The 19136-nt window shown below is 67.2% G+C and carries 33 protein-coding genes; all 33 read right to left on the bottom strand.

Going from position 1 to position 19136, the window contains the following annotated elements; genetic code table 11:
• Positions 1 to 5: 5 nt before the first annotated feature.
• Positions 6 to 416, bottom strand: coding sequence for an STAS domain-containing protein (locus tag AB0C66_RS00965; protein WP_362431152.1), 411 nt, complete (start codon positions 414 to 416; stop codon positions 6 to 8).
• Positions 413 to 1291 (bottom strand): STAS domain-containing protein, encoded by an 879-nt coding sequence (locus tag AB0C66_RS00960; protein ID WP_362431150.1) that lies wholly within the window; start codon positions 1289 to 1291, stop codon positions 413 to 415. The genes AB0C66_RS00965 and AB0C66_RS00960 overlap by 4 nt, the downstream gene beginning before the upstream one ends.
• Positions 1292 to 1494: 203 nt before the next feature.
• Positions 1495 to 2370 (bottom strand): tRNA pseudouridine(38-40) synthase TruA, encoded by an 876-nt coding sequence (gene truA / locus AB0C66_RS00955; RefSeq protein ID WP_362431148.1) that lies wholly within the window; start codon positions 2368 to 2370, stop codon positions 1495 to 1497.
• 123 nt (positions 2371 to 2493) lie between these two features.
• A complete protein-coding gene (gene rplQ, locus AB0C66_RS00950; RefSeq protein WP_362431146.1) occupies positions 2494 to 2991 on the bottom strand; it encodes a 50S ribosomal protein L17 in 498 nt (165 codons plus the stop codon).
• A gap of 174 nt (positions 2992 to 3165) precedes the next feature.
• A complete protein-coding gene (locus AB0C66_RS00945; protein WP_009715858.1) occupies positions 3166 to 4188 on the bottom strand; it encodes a DNA-directed RNA polymerase subunit alpha in 1023 nt (340 codons plus the stop codon).
• Positions 4189 to 4342: 154 nt separating this feature from the next.
• Positions 4343 to 4747, bottom strand: a complete 405-nt coding sequence (gene rpsK / locus AB0C66_RS00940) for a 30S ribosomal protein S11 (RefSeq protein WP_009715860.1) — start codon at positions 4745 to 4747, stop codon at positions 4343 to 4345.
• A gap of 66 nt (positions 4748 to 4813) precedes the next feature.
• Positions 4814 to 5194, bottom strand: a complete 381-nt coding sequence (gene rpsM / locus AB0C66_RS00935) for a 30S ribosomal protein S13 (protein WP_254746245.1) — start codon at positions 5192 to 5194, stop codon at positions 4814 to 4816.
• Between the two features lie 184 nt (positions 5195 to 5378).
• A complete protein-coding gene (gene rpmJ, locus AB0C66_RS00930) occupies positions 5379 to 5492 on the bottom strand; it encodes a 50S ribosomal protein L36 (protein WP_003956441.1) in 114 nt (37 codons plus the stop codon).
• A gap of 29 nt (positions 5493 to 5521) precedes the next feature.
• Complete coding sequence (gene infA / locus AB0C66_RS00925; RefSeq protein ID WP_003956442.1) at positions 5522 to 5743, bottom strand: translation initiation factor IF-1; 222 nt, start codon at positions 5741 to 5743, stop codon at positions 5522 to 5524.
• 176 nt (positions 5744 to 5919) lie between these two features.
• On the bottom strand, positions 5920 to 6756 hold the full coding sequence (gene map, locus AB0C66_RS00920) for a type I methionyl aminopeptidase (protein WP_362431139.1): 837 nt from the start codon (positions 6754 to 6756) through the stop codon (positions 5920 to 5922).
• An 88-nt stretch (positions 6757 to 6844) separates the two neighbouring features.
• Positions 6845 to 7501 carry an adenylate kinase gene (locus AB0C66_RS00915; RefSeq protein WP_362431137.1) on the bottom strand — a complete coding sequence of 219 codons (657 nt, stop codon included), beginning with the start codon at positions 7499 to 7501 and terminating at the stop codon, positions 6845 to 6847.
• The gene (secY, locus tag AB0C66_RS00910; RefSeq protein WP_362431135.1) at positions 7501 to 8814 is read right to left on the bottom strand and encodes a preprotein translocase subunit SecY; all 1314 of its coding nucleotides are present in this window, start codon (positions 8812 to 8814) and stop codon (positions 7501 to 7503) included. The genes AB0C66_RS00915 and secY overlap by 1 nt, the downstream gene beginning before the upstream one ends.
• Positions 8815 to 9018: 204 nt before the next feature.
• Positions 9019 to 9474, bottom strand: coding sequence for a 50S ribosomal protein L15 (gene rplO / locus AB0C66_RS00905; protein WP_176181319.1), 456 nt, complete (start codon positions 9472 to 9474; stop codon positions 9019 to 9021).
• A 1-nt stretch (position 9475) separates the two neighbouring features.
• Positions 9476 to 9658, bottom strand: a complete 183-nt coding sequence (gene rpmD / locus AB0C66_RS00900) for a 50S ribosomal protein L30 (protein WP_009715866.1) — start codon at positions 9656 to 9658, stop codon at positions 9476 to 9478.
• 2 nt (positions 9659 to 9660) lie between these two features.
• Positions 9661 to 10266: a 30S ribosomal protein S5 gene (rpsE, locus tag AB0C66_RS00895; RefSeq protein WP_362431132.1), complete on the bottom strand. Its 606-nt coding sequence runs from the start codon at positions 10264 to 10266 to the stop codon at positions 9661 to 9663.
• Positions 10267 to 10309: 43 nt separating this feature from the next.
• On the bottom strand, positions 10310 to 10693 hold the full coding sequence (rplR, locus tag AB0C66_RS00890; protein WP_362431130.1) for a 50S ribosomal protein L18: 384 nt from the start codon (positions 10691 to 10693) through the stop codon (positions 10310 to 10312).
• 3 nt (positions 10694 to 10696) lie between these two features.
• Positions 10697 to 11236 carry a 50S ribosomal protein L6 gene (gene rplF, locus AB0C66_RS00885; RefSeq protein ID WP_362431127.1) on the bottom strand — a complete coding sequence of 180 codons (540 nt, stop codon included), beginning with the start codon at positions 11234 to 11236 and terminating at the stop codon, positions 10697 to 10699.
• Positions 11237 to 11258: 22 nt separating this feature from the next.
• On the bottom strand, positions 11259 to 11657 hold the full coding sequence (rpsH, locus tag AB0C66_RS00880) for a 30S ribosomal protein S8 (RefSeq protein WP_055556099.1): 399 nt from the start codon (positions 11655 to 11657) through the stop codon (positions 11259 to 11261).
• Positions 11658 to 11865: 208 nt separating this feature from the next.
• On the bottom strand, positions 11866 to 12051 hold the full coding sequence (locus tag AB0C66_RS00875; protein WP_003948630.1) for a type Z 30S ribosomal protein S14: 186 nt from the start codon (positions 12049 to 12051) through the stop codon (positions 11866 to 11868).
• A gap of 3 nt (positions 12052 to 12054) precedes the next feature.
• Complete coding sequence (gene rplE / locus AB0C66_RS00870; RefSeq protein WP_176181322.1) at positions 12055 to 12615, bottom strand: 50S ribosomal protein L5; 561 nt, start codon at positions 12613 to 12615, stop codon at positions 12055 to 12057.
• Complete coding sequence (gene rplX / locus AB0C66_RS00865) at positions 12615 to 12938, bottom strand: 50S ribosomal protein L24 (protein ID WP_014054173.1); 324 nt, start codon at positions 12936 to 12938, stop codon at positions 12615 to 12617. The genes rplE and rplX overlap by 1 nt, the downstream gene beginning before the upstream one ends.
• A gap of 3 nt (positions 12939 to 12941) precedes the next feature.
• Positions 12942 to 13310 carry a 50S ribosomal protein L14 gene (gene rplN / locus AB0C66_RS00860; RefSeq protein WP_003998823.1) on the bottom strand — a complete coding sequence of 123 codons (369 nt, stop codon included), beginning with the start codon at positions 13308 to 13310 and terminating at the stop codon, positions 12942 to 12944.
• Between the two features lie 131 nt (positions 13311 to 13441).
• Positions 13442 to 13729 carry a 30S ribosomal protein S17 gene (gene rpsQ / locus AB0C66_RS00855; protein ID WP_362431124.1) on the bottom strand — a complete coding sequence of 96 codons (288 nt, stop codon included), beginning with the start codon at positions 13727 to 13729 and terminating at the stop codon, positions 13442 to 13444.
• A complete protein-coding gene (gene rpmC, locus AB0C66_RS00850; protein ID WP_065963002.1) occupies positions 13729 to 13953 on the bottom strand; it encodes a 50S ribosomal protein L29 in 225 nt (74 codons plus the stop codon). The genes rpsQ and rpmC overlap by 1 nt, the downstream gene beginning before the upstream one ends.
• A complete protein-coding gene (rplP, locus tag AB0C66_RS00845; RefSeq protein WP_014178774.1) occupies positions 13953 to 14372 on the bottom strand; it encodes a 50S ribosomal protein L16 in 420 nt (139 codons plus the stop codon). Before rplP ends, rpmC begins: the two co-directional genes overlap by 1 nt.
• 5 nt (positions 14373 to 14377) lie before the next feature.
• A complete protein-coding gene (gene rpsC / locus AB0C66_RS00840) occupies positions 14378 to 15208 on the bottom strand; it encodes a 30S ribosomal protein S3 (RefSeq protein WP_176181324.1) in 831 nt (276 codons plus the stop codon).
• Complete coding sequence (rplV, locus tag AB0C66_RS00835) at positions 15208 to 15555, bottom strand: 50S ribosomal protein L22 (protein ID WP_014054168.1); 348 nt, start codon at positions 15553 to 15555, stop codon at positions 15208 to 15210. The genes rpsC and rplV overlap by 1 nt, the downstream gene beginning before the upstream one ends.
• 44 nt (positions 15556 to 15599) lie before the next feature.
• Positions 15600 to 15881: a 30S ribosomal protein S19 gene (gene rpsS, locus AB0C66_RS00830; protein ID WP_014178772.1), complete on the bottom strand. Its 282-nt coding sequence runs from the start codon at positions 15879 to 15881 to the stop codon at positions 15600 to 15602.
• Positions 15882 to 15893: 12 nt separating this feature from the next.
• Positions 15894 to 16730, bottom strand: coding sequence for a 50S ribosomal protein L2 (rplB, locus tag AB0C66_RS00825; RefSeq protein ID WP_254746269.1), 837 nt, complete (start codon positions 16728 to 16730; stop codon positions 15894 to 15896).
• A gap of 47 nt (positions 16731 to 16777) precedes the next feature.
• Positions 16778 to 17104: a 50S ribosomal protein L23 gene (gene rplW / locus AB0C66_RS00820; RefSeq protein WP_355940301.1), complete on the bottom strand. Its 327-nt coding sequence runs from the start codon at positions 17102 to 17104 to the stop codon at positions 16778 to 16780.
• A complete protein-coding gene (gene rplD, locus AB0C66_RS00815; protein WP_362431119.1) occupies positions 17104 to 17757 on the bottom strand; it encodes a 50S ribosomal protein L4 in 654 nt (217 codons plus the stop codon). Before rplD ends, rplW begins: the two co-directional genes overlap by 1 nt.
• An 8-nt stretch (positions 17758 to 17765) precedes the next feature.
• The gene (rplC, locus tag AB0C66_RS00810) at positions 17766 to 18410 is read right to left on the bottom strand and encodes a 50S ribosomal protein L3 (RefSeq protein ID WP_362431117.1); all 645 of its coding nucleotides are present in this window, start codon (positions 18408 to 18410) and stop codon (positions 17766 to 17768) included.
• Between the two features lie 13 nt (positions 18411 to 18423).
• Complete coding sequence (gene rpsJ, locus AB0C66_RS00805) at positions 18424 to 18732, bottom strand: 30S ribosomal protein S10 (RefSeq protein WP_003948644.1); 309 nt, start codon at positions 18730 to 18732, stop codon at positions 18424 to 18426.
• Positions 18733 to 19136 lie beyond the last annotated feature (404 nt).

Below are 19136 nucleotides of genomic sequence, written 5' to 3'. Positions count from 1 at the left end.
CGGACTCACCGGGCGGCGCCACGCCGGGACCCTTCCACGGACTCTCCGGCCTGACGCCACCCCAGCGCGGCCAGTCCCTGCTCCGGGTTGAGCGCGGTCTCCACACCGACGAGCTCGATGCCCAGCTCGACCAGGGTGATCGCCACCGGTGGCCGCATCCCCGCCACGATGACCCGCGCTCCCAGCAGCCTGGCCACGGTGGTCAGCTCCATCAGGGTGCGTGCCACGAAGGAGTCGATGATCTCCAGCCGTGAGATGTCGATGAGCACCCCGCGGGCGCCCTCCGCCGAGATGCGCTCGGTCAGCTCCTCGGTGAAGGCGATGGCGGCCGAGTCGTCCAGCTCATTGAGCAACCCGGTGACCAGCACATCACCCAGCCGCAGAATCGGCACGCCCGCCGGGCGGGGACCGGTCACCGGCGCTCGCCCTCTTCCCCGTCCGGACCCGGGCCGTCGATCAGCTTGATCGCGGCCGCCAGCGCGTCGGCCAGCGTCGCCCGGGTGAGGATGGCGGACAGATCGATGCCGAGCTGGGCGATGGTCTGCGCGATCGACGGGCGGACCCCGCTGATCACACAGTCCGCGCCCATCAGCCGTACCGCGTTGACCGTCTGCATCAGATGCTGGGCGACCGCGGTGTCCACCGTGGGCACACCGGTGATGTCCACGATCGCGACCAGCGCCTCGTGATCCTGTATGGCCTGGAGCAGGTTCTCCATCACCACCTGCGTCCGGGCGGTGTCCAGCGTGCCGATCAACGGCACCGCCAGCACCTGCCGCCACAGCCGCACCACCGGCGTCGACAGCTCCATCAACTGCTGGCTCTGCCGCCGGATGATCTCCTCGCGGCCCTCGACATAGGTCTCGAAGGACAGCGCTCCGGCCACATCCAGCAGCCGGTTGATGAACACCGCCGACGCGAACAGCTCCTCCGCGTCCCGGGTGTCCCGCTGCACCGCCTTGAGCAGCGCCTCCTTGAGCGCGAGCACCGCGAGCGAGGTCGCCGTCGGGGTGGCCCCGCCGCGCGCCCGGCGCATCGACAGCCGCACCACCGCTTCCTGGAGTCCCGGGTTGGAGGTGACCACGCGGTCCACCGGCGTTCCGCTCTCCAGCCCGGGGAGGAGCGCGTCGATCAACGCGTCGGCCTCTTCGCGGAGTTCGGCCTCGCTGATGTCCGTGCCCAGCAGCGCCTGCTCCAGCTGCAACTCCACCCAGCGGTCCGCGATTTCCGCGTCCCGCTCCCGCACCGCCCTGGTCAGGCGTTCCCGTGCGGCGGCCTCACTGGTACTCACGCGCGCCCCTTCCGCGGCAGCCTGCGCTCCGTTGCCGGACGGCAAATGCTATCGATCTTCCAGATGCCCCGGAAGACGGTTCCCGTCCCTCCCGCCATACCCATACCTCCGCCTTCCTCTGTGTTCAGTCGACTTCCGACACCATGCGCGGCGCCGAGTACCCCCGTCCGCACACCTCACACCTGCCCGGTGTGGAACGGACCTCAGCAGCACCCCGCGGCCAGATCCTCCGCGGAGGCCGCACCCGGCAGCGTGCGCTTGTTGCGGGACGCGCGGTTACGGGCGGCGAGTTGGTCGTCGGCAGGGTAGCCGACCTCTTCCAGGGTCAGCCCGTGGGGGCGGACGACATGGACGGCGGAGTCGCGCACACCGGCGGCCAGCACCGCACCGGGCCAGTCCGCCCGGCGGTGCCCGTCCCCGACGAAGAGCAGCGCACCGACCAGCGAGCGGACCATGTTGTGGCAGAAGGCGTCCGCGCGCACGGTGGCGGTGATGATGCCGTCCGGGCCGCGCTCCCAGCTCAGCCGCTGAAGGGTGCGGATGGTGGTGGCCCCCTCGCGGCGCTTGCAGTAGGCCGCGAAGTCGTGTTCGCCCAGCAGCCGCTCGGACGCGGCGTTCATCGCGTCCACGTCCAGCGGCCAGTCGTGCCACAGCACATGGCCGCGCAGCAGCGGATCCACACCGCCGGGGTGGTCGGAGACGCGGTAGGCGTAGCGGCGCCAGATCGCGGAGAAGCGGGCGTTGAAACCGGCGGGCGCCTCGCCGACCCGCCGGACGCGGACGTCATGCGGCAGCCGTCCGGCGAGACGGCGCAGCAGCTTGTCCCGGTGCTCGGCCCACAGCGGCTCCGGCAGATCGACATGGGCGACCTGGCCACGGGCGTGCACCCCCGCGTCGGTACGGCCCGCGACGGTCAGCTCATAGCTCTCGGACGCACGGGTGACCGTGCGCAGGGCGGACTCCAGCTCGCCCTGTACGGTGCGCCGCTCGCGCTGTTTCGCCCAGCCCGAGAAGTCCGCGCCGTCGTAGCTCAGGTCCAGCCGGACCCGTACGAAGCCGGGCGCCGCCTCGTCACTCACCACAGTTCCTCTCGATACACGGGACATACGGAAGGGCCCGCCCCTGTGCTTGGGGCGGGCCCTCCGTGCGGCCGTCAGACGGCTCAGGCGTCCGGCTCACCCCCGCTCGCGCGGGGAGTGGGCTCAGGCGTCCTTCGACTCCTCGGCCGGAGCCTCGGTGGCCTCGTCCTTCTTCAGGTCCGCGACGGCCTGGTCACCGGCGACGTCCTTGGCGGAACGCTTGGTGGCGGCCTCGGCCTCGCCGACGGCCTCCTGCTGCACGGTCAGCGCCTCGACCAGCTCGATGACCGCCATCGGGGCGTTGTCGCCACGACGGTTACCGATCTTGGTGATACGGGTGTAGCCACCCGGCCGGTTGTCGTAGCGCGGCCCGATCTCGGTGAAGAGGGTGTGCACGACGCTCTTGTCACGGATGGTCTGGAGCACCAGACGGCGGTTGTGAAGGTCGCCCTTCTTCGCCTTGGTGACCAGCTTCTCCGCGACCGGGCGCAGGCGGCGGGCCTTGGCCTCGGTGGTGGTGATCCGGCCGTGCTCGAACAGCGCGGTGGCGAGGTTCGCCAGCATGAGCCGCTCGTGCGCGGCGCTGCCGCCCAGACGGGCGCCCTTGGTGGGCTTCGGCATGGTGTTTCTCCTCGATGTCTGCACCGGCCGTATGAGGTACCGGTGTCAGTTACCGGCGAGCGGCCGCCCGCCGGAAATCTTTGTCGCCCGCCGCACGGACTCGATCAAGCTCAGCGAAATCGAGCCCGTCCGGCGATTGAGGACAGCGCCTCAGCCCCAGCGTCGGGGCAGCGATCAGTACTGCTCGGTCTCGACGAAACCGGCGTCCGCGTCGTCGTCGGCGCCGAAGGCGTCGGCGGCGGCGGTCGGGTCGAATCCGGGCGGGCTGTCCTTGAGCGCCAGGCCCATCCCGGCCAGCTTCGCCTTGACCTCGTCGATCGACTTGGCGCCGAAGTTGCGGATGTCCAGCAGGTCCGCCTCGGAGCGGGCCACCAGCTCGCCCACCGAGTGGATGCCCTCACGCTTGAGGCAGTTGTACGAGCGGACGGTGAGCTCGAGCTCCTCGATCGGCAGCGCCAGATCGGCGGCCAGGGCGGCGTCCGTCGGGGACGGGCCCATGTCGATGCCCTCGGCGTCCACATTGAGCTCGCGGGCCAGGCCGAACAGCTCGACCAGGGTCTTACCGGCCGACGCCATGGCGTCGCGCGGGCGCATGGCCTGCTTGGTCTCGACGTCGACGATCAGCTTGTCGAAGTCGGTGCGCTGCTCGACACGGGTCGCCTCGACCTTGTACGTGACCTTGAGCACCGGCGAGTAGATCGAGTCGACCGGGATCCGGCCGATCTCCTGGCCGACCTGCTTGTTCTGGACGGCGGAGACATAGCCGCGACCGCGCTCGACGGTCAGCTCCATCTCCAGCTTGCCCTTGCCGTTGAGCGTGGCCAGGACCAGGTCCGGGTTGTGCACCTCGACACCGGCCGGCGGGGCGATGTCCGCGGCGGTGACCAGGCCGGGGCCCTGCTTGCGCAGGTACATCACGACCGGCTCGTCGTGCTCCGAGGAGACGACGAGCTGCTTGATGTTGAGGATGAGGTCGGTGACGTCCTCCTTGACGCCCGGCACGGTGGTGAACTCGTGCAGGACCCCGTCGATCCGGATGCTGGTGACCGCGGCACCGGGGATCGAGGAGAGGAGCGTACGACGCAGGGAGTTTCCGAGGGTGTAGCCGAAGCCCGGCTCCAGCGGCTCGATCACGAACCGGGAGCGGAACTCGTCGACGACCTCTTCGGTCAACGAGGGACGCTGAGCGATCAGCATGGGTTTTGCCTCCAGTCTCCGGCGCCCGCTATTTGACGCCGAACCCTTCAATGGTACGGGCGGTACGTGCCGATCGGCCCCGTACCGCCCGTCTCGCCGCAGCTACTACCTGGCGTAGTGCTCGACGATCAGCTGTTGCTGCCCGCCGCGACGGTCAGACGCGCCGGCGCTTCGGCGGACGGCAGCCGTTGTGCGGGGTCGGGGTGACGTCCTGGATCGAGCCCACCTCCAGGCCGGTGGCCTGGAGCGAGCGGATCGCGGTCTCACGGCCGGAGCCGGGACCCTTGACGAACACATCGACCTTGCGCATGCCGTGCTCCTGGGCGCGACGGGCGGCCGACTCGGCGGCCATCTGCGCGGCGAACGGAGTGGACTTGCGCGAGCCCTTGAAGCCGACGTGGCCGGCCGAGGCCCAAGAGATCACGTTCCCGGTCGGGTCGGTGATCGAGACGATGGTGTTGTTGAACGTGCTCTTGATGTGAGCGTGCCCGTGGGCGACGTTCTTCTTTTCCTTGCGGCGCACCTTCTTGGCGCCGGCCGTCCTGCTCTTCGGAGGCATTCCTGAATTCTCCCGTGGAGGTGGTCGGTCCTACAGCTCGGACCGCTTGGCAGCGTCCGGTGAGGACTACTTCTTGCCCGGCTTCTTCTTACCGGCGATCGCGCGACGCGGGCCCTTGCGGGTGCGGGCGTTGGTGCTGGTGCGCTGGCCGTGGACGGGCAGGCCACGGCGGTGACGCAGACCCTGGTAGCAGCCGATCTCGACCTTGCGGCGGATGTCGGCCTGGATCTCGCGACGGAGGTCACCCTCGGTCTTGAAGTTGTTGTCCACGTACTCGCGGAGCTTGACCAGGTCCTCTTCGGCCAGGTCGCGAACGCGGGTGTCCGGGTTCACACCGGTGTTGGCGAGCGTCTGCTGGGCAAGGGTGCGACCGATGCCGAAGACGTAGGTGAGGGCGACCTCGACGCGCTTTTCGCGCGGGAGATCAACGCCTGCGAGGCGTGCCATGAATCTGGCTCCAGATGTTTGTCGGAGGTCTTCCGCAGCACCGCTCCCGGCTCTGGAGCCGGGTCCCCGGCCTCCGACCGGGGGTGTCGTCCCCGAGGGAACGGGAACGGGTGACTGCGTATGTACGTATCGTTACGTCGCGCGAAGATTGCTGCGAGAGGTGCAGGTCTGCGGCCGGCGTGCGTCAGCCCTGGCGCTGCTTGTGGCGCAGGTTGTCGCAGATGACCATGACCCGGCCGTGGCGGCGGATCACCTTGCACTTGTCGCAGATCTTCTTGACGCTCGGCTTGACCTTCATGGGATGTGAGGTTCTCCGGGTCGTGAGATCTACTTGTAGCGGTAGACGATCCGTCCGCGCGTCAGGTCGTAAGGAGACAGCTCCACCACGACCCGGTCATCGGGCAGGATGCGGATGTAGTGCATCCGCATCTTGCCGCTGATGTGCGCGAGGACCTTGTGACCGTTCTGGAGCTCCACCTTGAACATCGCGTTCGGCAGAGACTCGATCACGGTGCCCTCGATTTCGATGGCGCCTTGCTTCTTGGCCATGTCCTGCTTTCGGGATCGGCTACCTTGATCGGCTCGCGACATGCGGGAGGGCATGCGTGAGCCGACGTGTCAGTCTACGTCAGCGCATCCCGAAACACGAATCAGGGCAGCATGCCCGGAACCTGAGATCTTTATGCCACGATTCACGCCCACGGGTAGGGCGCGCGGAGCGCACTTCACGCCAGCGGGTCGGGGGCGGTCTCGATGCCCAGCTCGGCCAGCTTGGCCTTGCCGCCGTCCACGGCGGTCAGCACCAGCGGCCCCTCCTCGGTCAGCGCGACCGAGTGCTCCCAGTGGCTGGACCAGGTCCCGTCGTCGGTCTTGACGGTCCAGTCGTCGGCCAGGACATGGGTCTTCGCGGTGCCCAGGCTCACCATGGGCTCGATCGCGATGCAGAAGCCGGGCACCAGCTTCGGCCCCTTGCCGCGCTTACGGGAGACATAGTTCAGCAGATGCGGGTCCATATGCATCTGGCTGCCGATGCCATGGCCGCCGTAGTCCTCGATGATCCCGTACTTGCCGGAGGCGGGACGCGGCTGGCGGCGGATGTAGCCCTCGATCGCCTTGGAGATGTCGACCAGCCGGTTGCCCTTGCGGACCGCGGCGATCCCGGCCCACATCGACTCCTCGGTGACCCGGCTCAGCTCGTGCAACTCCGGGTCGTGGCCCTCGCCGACGAAGACGGTGAAGGCGGCGTCGCCGTGCCAGCCGTCGATGATCGCGCCCGCGTCGATGGAGATGATGTCGCCGTCCTTGAGCACGGTCTCCCGGTCCGGGATGCCATGCACCACGACCTCGTTCACCGAGGTGCAGATGGTGGCCGGGAAGCCGCCGTAGCCCAGGAAGTTCGACTTGGCACCGTGGTCGGCGATCACCTTGCGGGCGACGTCGTCGAGGTCCTTGGTGGAGGCACCCGGGACGGCGGCCCCCCGCGTCGCCTCGTGGATGGCGGCGACGACCAGCCCCGCCTCGCGCATCTTCGCGATCTGCTCGGGGGTCTTGATCTCCACCATCGTCCTGCCTTCCGCGTTTCCGCTGTCTCTGCAACAGTACGGCCGCGACGCCCTGGCGGGCGTCGCGGCCGTGACCGGCACCGCTTGCTCAGGCCGCCTTGGCGGCCAGGGCGTCCATGGCCCGCTGGGTGACCTCGTTCACCTTGCCGAGCGCCGAGATCGTCACGACCAGGCCCTTGGACTTGTAGTAGTCGATGATCGGCTCCGTCTCGCGGTGGTAGACCTCCAACCGCTTGCGGACCGTCTCCTCGCTGTCGTCCTCGCGCTGGTACAGCTCACCGCCGCACTCGTCGCACACGCCCTCGGTCCGCGGCTGCTTGTACTCCACGTGGAAGGTGTGCGCGCTGTCGTTACGGCAGGTCCGGCGGCCGGCGATGCGCTTGACCACCTCGGCCTCGGGGACCTCGAGGTCCAGCACCGCGTCCAGCGAGAGGTCGTGCTCGCCGAGGTAGCGGTCCAGGGCCTCGGCCTGGACCAGGTTCCGGGGGAAGCCGTCGAGCAGGAAGCCCCCGGCGGCGTCCGACTGGTTCATCCGGTCCTCGGCCATGCCGATGGTGACCTCGTCCGGGACCAGCTGACCGGCCCGCATGTACTCCTGCGCCTGCTTGCCGAGCGGTGTGCCCTGGCTGATGTTGGCGCGGAACAGGTCGCCCGTGGAGATGTGCGGGATCGACAGATTCTCGGCGAGGTACGCGGCCTGCGTACCCTTGCCGGCTCCAGGAGGCCCGACGAGGACGATTCGCATCAGCGGAGGAACCCTTCGTAGTGTCGCTGCTGAAGCTGGCTCTCGATCTGCTTCACGGTCTCCAGGCCGACACCCACGATGATCAGGATGCTCGTGCCGCCGAACGGGAAGTTCTGATTGGCGTTGAGCGTCACCAGTGCCACCGTGGGCACGAGGGCGATCAACCCCAGATAGAGCGCGCCGGGCCACGTGATGCGATTCAGCACGTAGCTCAGATACTCCGCAGTGGGACGACCAGCCCGAATACCCGGGATGAACCCACCATACTTCTTCATGTTGTCGGCAACTTCTTCGGGGTTGAAGCTGATGGCGACGTAGAAGAAGGCGAAGAAGACGATCAGCAGGAAGTACGTGGCGATGTAAATGGGGTGGTCGCCCTTGACGAAGTTCTGCGAGATCCAGTTCGCCCAGCCCGCTTTGGACTGACTGAACTGGACGATCAGCGCCGGAATGTAGAGCAGCGATGAGGCGAAGATCACGGGGACCACACCCGCCTGGTTGACCTTCACCGGGATGTAGGTGGACGTACCGCCGTACGAGCGACGGCCGATCATGCGCTTGGCGTACTGCACCGGGATCCGGCGCTGTGCCTGCTCGACGAAGACCACGAGGCCGACCATGGCCAGACCACAGGCGATGACGAGGCTGAACTCCAGCCAGCCGCCGAGGATCTTGCCCTGCTGCCGGATGCTCCACATGGAACCGGGGAAGGCGGCGGCGATCGAGATGAACATCAGGATCGACATGCCGTTGCCGATGCCGCGGTCGGTGATCAGCTCTCCGAGCCACATGATCAGCGCGGTACCGGCGGTCATCGTGATGACCATCACCGCGGTGGTGAAGATCGTGTCGTCACGGACGATCTGATTGCCGACCGGGCAGCTCTGGAAGAGCTGGCCGCTGCGGGCGGTGGCCACCAGCCCGGTGCCCTGGAGAACCGCGAGGGCCACGGTCAGATACCGGGTGTACTGCGTGATCTTCGCCTGACCGGCCTGGCCCTCCTTCTTGAGGGCTTCGAGGCGCGGGATCACCACGGTCAGCAGCTGGAGGATGATGCTCGCCGTGATGTACGGCATGATCCCCAGTGCGAAGATGGTGATCTGAAGGAGCGCGCCGCCGCTGAGCATGTTGACCAGGCCGAAGAGGCCCTGCTGGCCCTTTGCCAGATCCATGCACGTCTGGACGTTCTTATATTCGATGCCCGGCAGCGGGACATGTTGTCCGAGCCGGAAGAGCACGATGATGCCCAGCGTGAACAGCAGCTTCTTGCGCAGGTCGGGCGTCTTGAACGCTCGGGCGAACGCGGTGAGCACGGTGCCTCCTGCGCCCCCCGCGTGCATGCGCGAGAGGTGACGGTCTTGAGGATCGACGAATACTTATCAGCCAGGACCCGCACGAAGACGTACCGCGCGGACGGTAACAACGCACGCCACCTTACCGGCGACCTGGCTCCCCTTGGAACGACCAACCGGGGATGCCCCAGAACTGGGGCATCCCCGGCCAGTTGTGCACCGTGCTCAGACGAGCTCGGTGACAGTGCCACCGGCAGCGGTGATCTTCTCCTTGGCGGAACCGGAGACGGCGTCGACCGTCACCTGGAGCGCCACCGAGAGCTCACCGGTGCCCAGCACCTTGACGAGCTGGTTCTTGCGAACCGCACCCTTGGCGACCAGATCGGCCACCGTGACCTCGCCACCCTGCGGGTAGAGCGCGGCCAGCTTGTCCAGGTTCACGACCTGGTACTCGGTGCGGAAGGGGTTCTTGAAGCCCTTGAGCTTCGGGAGACGCATGTGGAGGGGCATCTGCCCGCCCTCGAAGCGCTCCGGAACCTGGTAGCGGGCCTTGGTGCCCTTGGTGCCACGACCAGCGGTCTTACCCTTGGACGCCTCACCACGACCGACACGGGTCTTGGCGGTCTTGGCGCCCGGGGCGGGCCGGAGGTTGTGGACCTTCAGCGGGTTGTTCTCCGCCATGTCAGTCGACCTCCTCGACCGTCACGAGGTGCCGCACGGTGGTCGCCATGCCGCGGAACTCGGGGCGGTCCTCCTTGACAACCACGTCGCCGAGCTTCTTCAGCCCGAGCGAACGCAGAGTGTCGCGGTGGTTCTGCTTGCTGCCGATGTACGACTTCGTCTGCGTGATCTTGAGGCGGGCCATGCTCACACACCCACCCCGGCACGCGCCCGCAGCAGAGCGGCGGGGGCGACGTCCTCGAGCGGCAGACCACGACGGGCGGCGATCTCTTCGGGGCGCTGAAGGCCCTGGAGAGCGGCCACCGTGGCATGCACGATGTTGATCGGGTTCGACGAGCCGAGCGACTTGCTGAGCACGTCGTGGATGCCCGCGCACTCCAGCACGGCACGCACCGGGCCACCGGCGATCACACCGGTACCGGGCGACGCCGGCTTGAGCAGCACGACACCCGCGGCCTTCTCGCCCTGAATCGGGTGCGGGATGGTGCCCTGGATCCGGGGGACCTTGAAGAAGTGCTTCTTGGCCTCCTCCACACCCTTGGCGATGGCGGCCGGCACCTCCTTGGCCTTGCCGTAACCGACACCCACGGTGCCGTCACCGTCGCCCACCACGACCAGCGCGGTGAAGCTGAAGCGACGACCACCCTTCACAACCTTGGCGACGCGGTTGATCGCGACAACGCGCTCGACGTAAGCGGTCTTCTCGGCAGCTGCGCCGCCGTCCCGCCGGTCCTTCCGGTCCCGCCGCTCGCCGCCACCGGCGCCGCCACCGCGGCGCTGGGGTCCAGCCATTGGATTTACCTCTCTCGTTTCCGTTTCGCGTTGGAACCGGGGCTCAGAACTTCAGCCCGGCCTCGCGGGCCGCGTCCGCCAGAGCGGCGATCCGCCCGGCGTACTGGTTGCCACCGCGGTCGAACACGACGGCCTCGACACCCGCGGCCTTCGCACGCTCGGCCACCAGCGCGCCGACCTGCTTCGCCTGGGAGCTCTTGTCGCCCTCGCCGCCACGGATGGTGGTGTCCAGGGTCGACGCCGAGGCCAGGGTGTGGCCCGCGATGTCGTCGATGACCTGAGCCACGATGTGACGGTTGGAGCGCGTCACGACCAGGCGGGGACGGACCGGCGTACCGGAAATCCGCTTCCGCACGCGGATGTGACGGCGCTTGACGGCAGCGGCCTTGCGGGCGTTGCCCTTAGCGATCTTCACACCGTATGTCATGGCTTACTTACCAGCCTTTCCGACCTTGCGGCGGATGACCTCGCCCGCGTACTTGACGCCCTTGGCCTTGTACGGGTCGGGCTTGCGCAGCTTGCGGATGTTCGCGGCGACCTCGCCGACCTTCTGCTTGTCGATGCCCTCGACGCTCAGCTTGGTCGGGGATTCCACCTTGAAGGTGATGCCTTCCGGGGCCTCAACCAGGATCGGGTGGCTGTAGCCCAGCGCGAACTCCAGGTTGGAGCCCTTCGCCTGGACTCGGTAGCCGACACCGCTGATCTCGAGCGCCTTGCTGTAGCCCTGGGTCACGCCGGTGATCATGTTCGCCACCAGCGTGCGGGACAGGCCGTGCAGGGCCTTGTTCTGACGCTCGTCGTTCGGGCGGGTGACAACGAGGTTGTTGTCCTCACCCCGGGCGACCTCGATCGGCGCGGCAACGGTGTGCGAGAGAGAGCCCTTGGGGCCCTTCACGGCGACCGTCCGGCCATCGATGGTGACGTCCACACCAGCGGGAACCTGGATGGGCAGCTTGCCAATGCGCGACATTGACCTGTTCCTCCGTTCCCTGTTACCAGACGTAGGCGAGGACTTCCCCACCCACGCCCTTCTTGCCGGCCTGCTTGTCGGTGAGGAGCCCGTGCGACGTGGAGATGATCGCCACGCCCAGGCCGCCGAGCACCTTCGGCAGGTTGGTGGACTTTGCGTAGACCCGCAGGCCCGGCTTCGAAATCCGCTTGATACCGGCGATCGAGCGCTCACGGTTCGGGCCGAACTTCAGCTCGAGGGTGAGGTTCTTGCCGACCTCGGCGTCCTCGACCTTCCAGCCGGTGATGTAGCCCTCCTGCTGGAGGATCTCCGCGATGTGCGACTTGATCTTGCTGTGCGGCATCACGACGGAGTCGTGGTAAGCCGAGTTCGCGTTTCGCAGACGGGTCAGCATGTCTGCGATCGGATCGGTCATGGTCATGATGGCCTTCGGCCTCTCTCGCCGGGGTTTCCTATCTGCGCCATCCCTCTCACCCACTCACGGTGGGCACGGGTGCGGCGCGGGGACCTACGGCGTAGTAAGGATTCAGGGCGGCGAGCGCCCAACCCTTCCACTCTACGGGAGTGGAAGGGCGGGGCTCGCCATCCTTATTGCTTACCGAGAGTCCGGTACCAGCCCGTAAGGGCTGTTACCAGGAGCTCTTGGTCACGCCCGGCAGCTCGCCACGGTGAGCCATCTCACGAAGGCACACGCGGCACAGGCCGAACTTGCGGTACACGGAGTGCGGACGGCCGCAGCGCTGGCAGCGGGTGTAGCCCCGCACGCCGAACTTGGGCTTGCGGGCGGCCTTGGCAATAAGAGCCTTCTTCGCCACGGCTCACGCCTCCTTGAACGGGAAGCCGAGGTGACGCAGCAGGGCCCGGCCCTCTTCGTCGTTGGTCGCCGTGGTGACCACGGTGATGTCCATACCCCGGACGCGGTCGATCTTGTCCTGGTCGATCTCGTGGAACATGACCTGCTCCGTGAGACCGAAGGTGTAGTTGCCCCGGCCGTCGAACTGCTTCGGCGACAGACCACGGAAGTCGCGGATGCGCGGAAGCGCGAGCGAGACCAGGCGGTCCAGGAACTCCCACATGCGGTCACCGCGGAGGGTGACGTGGGCGCCGATCGGCTGGCCCTCACGCAGCTTGAACTGCGCGATGGACTTACGGGCCTTGGTCACGGCCGGCTTCTGGCCGGTGATCGTGGTGAGGTCGCGGATGGCGCCCTCGATCAGCTTGGAGTCGCGGGCGGCGTCGCCCACACCCATGTTGACCACGACCTTGGTCAGACCCGGGATCTGCATGACGTTCTCGTAGGAGAACTGCTCACGCAGCTTGCCCTGGATCTCTTCGCGGTAGCGCGTCTTGAGACGCGGTGCAGTGGTGGTGGCAGTCATCAGATGTCCTCACCGGTCCGCTTGGCAACGCGGATCTTGTTGCCCTCGTCGTCGAAGCGGTACCCGACGCGGGTGACGACCTTGTTGCCGTCCTTCTCCACCACGAGCTGCACATTGCTCACGTGGATCGGGGCCTCGGTCGTCACAATGCCGCCGGTCTTCGACCCACGAGCGGTCTGTCCGGCCTTGGTGTGCTTCTTGACCCGGTTGACACCCTCGACCAGGACCCGGTCCTCGCGGGGGAAGGCCGCGATGACCTTGCCCTGCTTGCCCTTGTCCTTACCGGTGATGACCTGGACCAGGTCGCCCTTCTTGATCTTCATCGGTTACAGCACCTCCGGCGCGAGCGAGATGATCTTCATGAACTTCTTCTCGCGCAGCTCACGGCCCACGGGGCCGAAGATACGGGTGCCGCGGGGGTCGCCATCGTTCTTGAGGATGACGGCCGCGTTCTCGTCGAAGCGGATGTACGAGCCGTCCGGGCGGCGGCGCTCCTTGACGGTGCGCACGATGACCGCCTTGACGACGTCACCCTTCTTCACGTTGCCACCGGGGATCGCGTCCTTGACGGTGGCGACGATGACGTCACCGATGCCCGCGTAGCGGCGACCGGAGCCACCGAGAACACGGATGCAAAGGATTTCCTTCGCGCCCGTGTTGTCGGCGACGCGCAGTCGCGACTCCTGCTGGATCACGTCTATCTCCTGATCGTCTGCCGGTTCCCGGCAGGGGCTCGATATATCGAGCCCCTGCCGAGCCTGGCGGAACTGCCCTGCGGACTATTGCCCGCAGGCTGTGTTACTTGGCATTCCCTTGCGGGAATTGCCTACTTGGCCTTCTCGAGGATCTCGACGATGCGCCAGCGCTTGGTCGCGGACAGCGGCCGGGTCTCCATCAGGAGGACACGGTCGCCGACACCCGCGGCGTTCTGCTCGTCGTGCGCCTTGAGCTTGTTGGTACGGCGGATGACCTTGCCGTACAGCGCGTGCTTCACACGGTCCTCAACGGCGACGACGACGGTCTTGTCCATCTTGTCGCTGACGACCAGACCCTCACGGGTCTTGCGGAAGCCACGGTTCTGCGTTGCCTTCTCAGTCACATTCGTCTCGCTCATCAGGCGCTCTCCACCGTCTCGATACCGAGCTCGCGCTCGCGCATCAGGGTGTAGATCCGGGCGATGTCCTTCCGGACGGCCTTCAGCCGGCCGTGGTTTTCAAGCTGTCCGGTCGCCGCCTGGAAGCGGAGGTTGAACAGCTCTTCCTTGGCCTCACGCAGCTTGGCAACGAGGTCCTCGTTGTTCAGCTCACGCAGCTCGGACGCCTTGGTACCGGCCGCCATCACGACTCACCTGCCTCGCGCCGCACGATCCGGCACTTCATCGGGAGCTTGTGAGCAGCGCGGGTGAGCGCCTCACGCGCAGTCTTCTCGTTCGGGTAGGAAAGCTCGAACATCACCCGACCGGGCTTGACGTTCGCGATCCACCACTCCGGCGAACCCTTACCGGAACCCATACGGGTCTCAGCAGGCTTCTTCGTCAGCGGACGGTCCGGGTAGATGTTGATCCAGACCTTGCCGCCACGCTTGATGTGGCGGGTCATCGCGATACGAGCGGCCTCGATCTGCCGGTTGGTGACGTACGCCGGGGTGACGGCCTGGATGCCGTACTCGCCGAACGCCAGCTCCGTGCCGCCCTTGGCCATACCGGACCGCTTGGGGTGGTGCTGCTTGCGGTGCTTGACCCTGCGAGGGATCAGCATGTCGGTCAGGCCTCCGTTCCGGTGCTCTCAGCAGCCGGAGCGGCGGCGGCCTCGGCCTTGGGGGCCTCGGCGGCGGGGGCGCTCTGCTGCTGCTGCGGCTTGCGACCGCGGCCACCGCGCTCGCCTCCACGGCGCTGCGGGCGGTCGCTGCCACCACGCGACGGGCGGTTGCCGGCGCGGGCGGCGGCGTTCTCGGCGCGGACCTCGGCGATGTTCTTCACATCACCCTTGTAGATCCACACCTTCACGCCGATGCGGCCGAAGGTGGTCTTGGCCTCGAAGAAGCCGTAGTCGACGTTGGCGCGGAGCGTGTGCAGGGGCACGCGGCCCTCGCGGTAGAACTCCGAGCGCGACATCTCGGCGCCGCCGAGACGGCCACCACACTGGATCTTGATGCCCTTGGCACCGGCCTTCATCGAGCTCTGCATCGACTTGCGCATCGCACGACGGAAGGAGACGCGGGAGGACAGCTGCTCGGCGACGGCCTGGGCCACCAGCTGAGCATCCACCTCGGGGTTCTTGACCTCGAGGATGTTGAGCTGCACCTGCTTGCCGGTGAGCTTCTCCAGCTCGCCGCGGATACGGTCGGCCTCCGCGCCTCGGCGGCCGATGACGATGCCCGGCCGGGCGGTGTGGATGTCGACGCGGACGCGGTCACGGGTGCGCTCGATCTCCACCTTGGAGATACCGGCGCGCTCCATGCCCTTCGTCATCATCCGGCGGATGGCGACGTCTTCCTTGACGTAGTCCTTGTACAGCTTGTCGGCGTACCAGCGGGACTTGAAGTCCGTGGTGATGCCGAGCCGGAACCCGTGCGGGTTAACCTTCTGGCCCATTACCGGGTTCCTTCCTTGCTGCTGACGACCACGGTGATGTGGCTGGTCCGCTTGCGGATCCGGTAGGCGCGGCCCTGGGCACGCGGCCGGAACCGCTTCAGGGTCGGGCCCTCGTCGACGTAGGCCTCGGAGATGACGAGGCTGTCGGCGTCGGTGTGGTCGTAGTTGTGCGCGGCGTTGGCGATGGCGCTGTCAAGCACCTTGCCGACCGGCACGCTCGCGGCCTGCGGGGCGAAACGCAGGACCGCCTGAGCCTCCGTGGCGCTCATGCCACGGATGAGGTCCACCACGCGGCGGGCCTTCATGGGCGTGACGCGGATGTACCGCGCCTGGGCCCTGGCTTCCATGGTTGTCCCTTCGGTGTCAGTCATAGGTCTTCGCTCTCCGCAGATCAGCGACGACGCGACTTGCGGTCGTCCTTCTCATGGCCGCGGAAGGTGCGGGTCGGCGCGAACTCGCCGAGCTTGTGGCCGACCATCGACTCGGTGACGAACACCGGGACGTGCTTGCGGCCGTCGTGCACCGCGATCGTGTGGCCGAGCATGGCCGGGACGATCATCGAGCGGCGGGACCAGGTCTTGATGACGTTCTTGGTGCCGGCTTCGTTCTGGACATCCACCTTCTTGATCAGGTGGTCGTCGACGAAGGGCCCCTTCTTGAGACTGCGCGGCATCTAAACCCGCTCCTAGCGCTTCTTGTTCGTCTTGCGGCGGCGGACGATGTACTTGTTGCTGGCCTTCTTCGGCGAGCGCGTACGGCCCTCCTTCTGACCCCACGGCGAGACCGGGTGGCGACCACCGGAGGTCTTGCCCTCACCACCACCGTGCGGGTGGTCGACGGGGTTCATGACCACACCACGAACGGTCGGGCGGACGCCCTTCCAGCGCATACGGCCGGCCTTGCCCCAGTTGATGTTCGACTGCTCGGCGTTGCCGACCTCGCCGACAGTGGCGCGGCAGCGGACGTCGACCAGGCGGATCTCACCGGACGGCATACGAAGGTGGGCCATGGAGCCCTCCTTCGCCAGCAGCTGCACGGAGGCACCCGCGGAGCGGGCGAACTTCGCGCCGCCGCCGGGCCGCAGCTCGATGGCGTGGATCGTGGTACCGACCGGGATGTTGCGCAGCGCCAGGTTGTTACCGGGCTTGATGTCGGCACCGGGGCCGTTCTCGATCCGGTCGCCCTGCGACAGGCCGCGCGGCGCGATGATGTAGCGCTTCTCGCCGTCGGCGTAGTGCAGCAGCGCGATGCGCGCGGTGCGGTTGGGGTCGTACTCGATGTGTGCGACCTTCGCCGGGACGCCGTCCTTGTCGTGACGGCGGAAGTCGATGACGCGGTACGCACGCTTGTGACCGCCACCCTGGTGACGGACCGTGATGCGGCCGGCGTTGTTACGACCACCCTTGCTGTGCAGCGGGCGGACCAGCGACTTCTCCGGCGTGGACCGCGTGATCTCGACGAAGTCGGCGACGCTGGAGCCACGACGGCCCGGGGTCGTCGGCTTGTACTTGCGGATACCCATTTCTCAGTCCTCGGAATATTCCGGACTTCTGGACGCTCCGATCTCCGTTAGGAGACCGGGCCGCCGAAGATGTCGATACGGTCGCCCTCGGCGAGGGTCACGATGGCGCGCTTGGTGTCCTTGCGCTTGCCGTAGCCGGTCTTGGTCCGCTTGCGCTTCCCCTGCCGGTTGATCGTGTTGACCCCGGTGACCTTGACCGAGAAGACCGCCTCGACGGCCTGCTTGATCTGGGTCTTGTTGGCGCCGGGCGCAACGATGAACGTGTACTTGTTCTCGTCGAGCAGCGCGTAGCTCTTCTCCGAGACCACCGGCTTGACGAGAACGTCGCGGGGGTCCGTGAAGGTCTTGCTGGTGACAGCGGTCGCCTCACTCATCAGGCGGCGCTCCCTTCGGTCTTCTCGGTGGCCTTGGGACCAGCGACGAAGGACTCGAAGGCGGCCTTGGTGAAGACCACGTCGTCGGAGACGAGCACGTCGTACGTGTTCAGCTGGCCCGGCTCCAGGATGTGCACCTGGGGCAGGTTGCGGGCGGACAGCCACGCGGCCTCGTCGCTCCGCTCGGCGACCAGGAGCACGTTCTTGCGCTCGCTGATCTTGCTGAGCAGGGCCTTCGCGGCCTTGGTGGAGACGTCACCGTCGACCACACCGCTCACCACGTGGATGCGGCTGTGGCGCGCCCGGTCGGAGAGGGCACCGCGCAGGGCGGCGGCCTTCATCTTCTTCGGGGTGCGCTGGCTGTAGTCGCGCGGCACGGGGCCGTGCACGACGCCACCACCGGCGAACTGCGGCGCGCGGGTCGAGCCCTGACGGGCGCGGCCGGTGCCCTTCTGGCGGTAAGGCTTCTTGCCACCGCCACGGACCTCGCCGCGGGTCTTGGTCTTGTGCGTGCCCTGGCGGGCAGCGGCCAGCTGTGCGACGACGACCTGGTGGATCAGCGGAACGCTGACCTGCGTGTCGAAGATCTCCGCGGGGAGCTCGACGGTCCCGGCCTTGTCGCCAGCCGGCGAAAGGATGTCAATGGTGCTCATCGGTTACCTCAGGCCCCCTTGGCCGCGGTACGGACCAGGACGAGGCCGCCGTTCGGACCAGGAACCGCTCCCTTGATCAGGAGCAGGCCCTTCTCCGCGTCAACGGCGTGGACGGTCAGGTTCTGGGTGGTGACCCGCTCGTTGCCCATGCGGCCGGCCATGCGCAGGCCCTTGAACACGCGGCCCGGGGTGGCGCAGCCACCGATGGAGCCCGGCGAGCGGTGCTTGCGCTGGGTGCCGTGGCCGGCGCCGAGGCCCTTGAAGCCATGGCGCTTCATGACACCGGCGGTGCCCTTGCCCTTGCTGGTGCCGGTCACATCGACCTTCACACCGGAGTCGAACACCTCGGCGGTGACCTCCTGGCCGAGCGTGTACTCGCTGGCGTCAGCGGTACGCAGCTCCACCAGGTGGCGGCGCGGGGTGACGTCGGCCTTGGCGAAGTGGCCCTTGAGGGGCTTGTTCACCTTGCGCGGGTCGATCTCGCCGAAGGCGATCTGGACGGCGTCGTAGCCGTCCGCGTCGTTGGTGCGGACCTGGGTCACGACACAGGGCCCGGCCTTGACGACGGTGACCGGGACGACGCGGTTGTTCTCGTCCCACACCTGCGTCATGCCGAGCTTCTCGCCCAGGACGCCCTTGATCTGCTTAGCCATCTCGCGCGTCACCTCAGAGCTTGATCTCGATGTCGACGCCAGCCGGCAGGTCGAGACGCATGAGCGAGTCGACGGTCTTCGGCGTGGGGTCGAGGATGTCGATGAGGCGCTTGTGTGTACGCATCTCGAAGTGCTCGCGCGAGTCCTTGTACTTGTGCGGCGACTTGATGACGCAGTACACGTTCTTCTCTGTGGGCAGCGGCACCGGGCCCGCGACCGACGCACCAGTGCGGGTCACCGTCTCGACGATCTTCTTCGCCGAGGAGTCGATGACCTCGTGGTCGTAGGCCTTGAGCCGGATGCGGATCTTCTGTCCCGCCATGGCTACTTCGTAGTCCTGTCTCTCGTAACGCTCTGGGACCCGGCGGAGTACGCGGCTCCGTCCACCCCACCCCCGACCCACGCGGTCGGGCGTGTCGCGCCCCTTCTCGTAGATCTCCACAGGAGAAATCCCTGATGAAGGGGTTGGCTGGGGGAGAAAGTCACCCACCGGGCGCCTGGCTGGGGCCCCGCTGACACTTCCCGGAAGATTCCCGTACTTCCGTCCCTGAGCAGGGACGACGAGTACTGCGGGACTCGCTTCCAGTCCTCCCGGCGGGAGGCGCGCAGCATCGGCACTCAACCGAGCAACCTGGCTAGTGTGCCATAGCGGCTACTCCGGACGCCAATCAGGAGCCGGAGAGCATACCCCTTGCGTGGGAACGCCCAAACCCAGCGCCCCATACC

Origin of the sequence: Streptomyces sp. NPDC048636, from assembly GCF_040650655.1 — a bacterium.
Classification (GTDB): Bacteria; Actinomycetota; Actinomycetes; order Streptomycetales; family Streptomycetaceae; genus Streptomyces.
The sequence above is the reverse complement of the archived record's forward strand: the minus strand, read 5'-3'. Positions and strand labels throughout refer to the sequence as shown.

Coding starts and splice junctions, on each gene's coding strand:
- rpmC (WP_065963002.1), bottom strand. CDS start 13,953: ATGGCGGCCGGTACCAAGGCGTCCGAGCTGCGTGAGCTGAACAACGAG.
- map (WP_362431139.1), bottom strand. CDS start 6,756: ATGGTGGAGATCAAGACCCCCGAGCAGATCGCGAAGATGCGCGAGGCG.
- AB0C66_RS00945 (WP_009715858.1), bottom strand. CDS start 4,188: ATGCTGATCGCTCAGCGTCCCTCGTTGACCGAAGAGGTCGTCGACGAG.
- rplE (WP_176181322.1), bottom strand. CDS start 12,615: ATGACTGCCACCACCACTGCACCGCGTCTCAAGACGCGCTACCGCGAA.
- rpsS (WP_014178772.1), bottom strand. CDS start 15,881: ATGCCGCGCAGTCTCAAGAAGGGGCCCTTCGTCGACGACCACCTGATC.
- infA (WP_003956442.1), bottom strand. CDS start 5,743: ATGGCCAAGAAGCAAGGCGCCATCGAAATCGAGGGCACCGTGATCGAG.
- rplV (WP_014054168.1), bottom strand. CDS start 15,555: ATGGAAGCCAGGGCCCAGGCGCGGTACATCCGCGTCACGCCCATGAAG.
- rplP (WP_014178774.1), bottom strand. CDS start 14,372: ATGCTGATCCCTCGCAGGGTCAAGCACCGCAAGCAGCACCACCCCAAG.
- rpmD (WP_009715866.1), bottom strand. CDS start 9,658: ATGGCCCGCCTCAAGATCACGCAGACGAAGTCGTACATCGGCAGCAAG.
- rplF (WP_362431127.1), bottom strand. CDS start 11,236: ATGTCGCGCATTGGCAAGCTGCCCATCCAGGTTCCCGCTGGTGTGGAC.
- rplD (WP_362431119.1), bottom strand. CDS start 17,757: ATGAGCACCATTGACATCCTTTCGCCGGCTGGCGACAAGGCCGGGACC.
- AB0C66_RS00915 (WP_362431137.1), bottom strand. CDS start 7,501: ATGCGAATCGTCCTCGTCGGGCCTCCTGGAGCCGGCAAGGGTACGCAG.
- rplO (WP_176181319.1), bottom strand. CDS start 9,474: ATGGCGGAGAACAACCCGCTGAAGGTCCACAACCTCCGGCCCGCCCCG.
- rplQ (WP_362431146.1), bottom strand. CDS start 2,991: ATGCCGAAGCCCACCAAGGGCGCCCGTCTGGGCGGCAGCGCCGCGCAC.
- rplR (WP_362431130.1), bottom strand. CDS start 10,693: ATGACATACGGTGTGAAGATCGCTAAGGGCAACGCCCGCAAGGCCGCT.
- rplB (WP_254746269.1), bottom strand. CDS start 16,730: ATGGGTATCCGCAAGTACAAGCCGACGACCCCGGGCCGTCGTGGCTCC.
- rpsM (WP_254746245.1), bottom strand. CDS start 5,194: ATGGCACGCCTCGCAGGCGTTGATCTCCCGCGCGAAAAGCGCGTCGAG.
- rplW (WP_355940301.1), bottom strand. CDS start 17,104: ATGAGTGAGGCGACCGCTGTCACCAGCAAGACCTTCACGGACCCCCGC.
- rpmJ (WP_003956441.1), bottom strand. CDS start 5,492: ATGAAGGTCAAGCCGAGCGTCAAGAAGATCTGCGACAAGTGCAAGGTG.
- rpsE (WP_362431132.1), bottom strand. CDS start 10,266: ATGGCTGGACCCCAGCGCCGCGGTGGCGGCGCCGGTGGCGGCGAGCGG.
- rplC (WP_362431117.1), bottom strand. CDS start 18,410: ATGGCTAAGCAGATCAAGGGCGTCCTGGGCGAGAAGCTCGGCATGACG.
- rpsC (WP_176181324.1), bottom strand. CDS start 15,208: ATGGGCCAGAAGGTTAACCCGCACGGGTTCCGGCTCGGCATCACCACG.
- rplX (WP_014054173.1), bottom strand. CDS start 12,938: ATGAAGATCAAGAAGGGCGACCTGGTCCAGGTCATCACCGGTAAGGAC.
- rpsK (WP_009715860.1), bottom strand. CDS start 4,747: ATGCCTCCGAAGAGCAGGACGGCCGGCGCCAAGAAGGTGCGCCGCAAG.
- rpsJ (WP_003948644.1), bottom strand. CDS start 18,732: ATGGCGGGACAGAAGATCCGCATCCGGCTCAAGGCCTACGACCACGAG.
- rpsH (WP_055556099.1), bottom strand. CDS start 11,657: ATGACCATGACCGATCCGATCGCAGACATGCTGACCCGTCTGCGAAAC.
- rpsQ (WP_362431124.1), bottom strand. CDS start 13,729: ATGAGCGAGACGAATGTGACTGAGAAGGCAACGCAGAACCGTGGCTTC.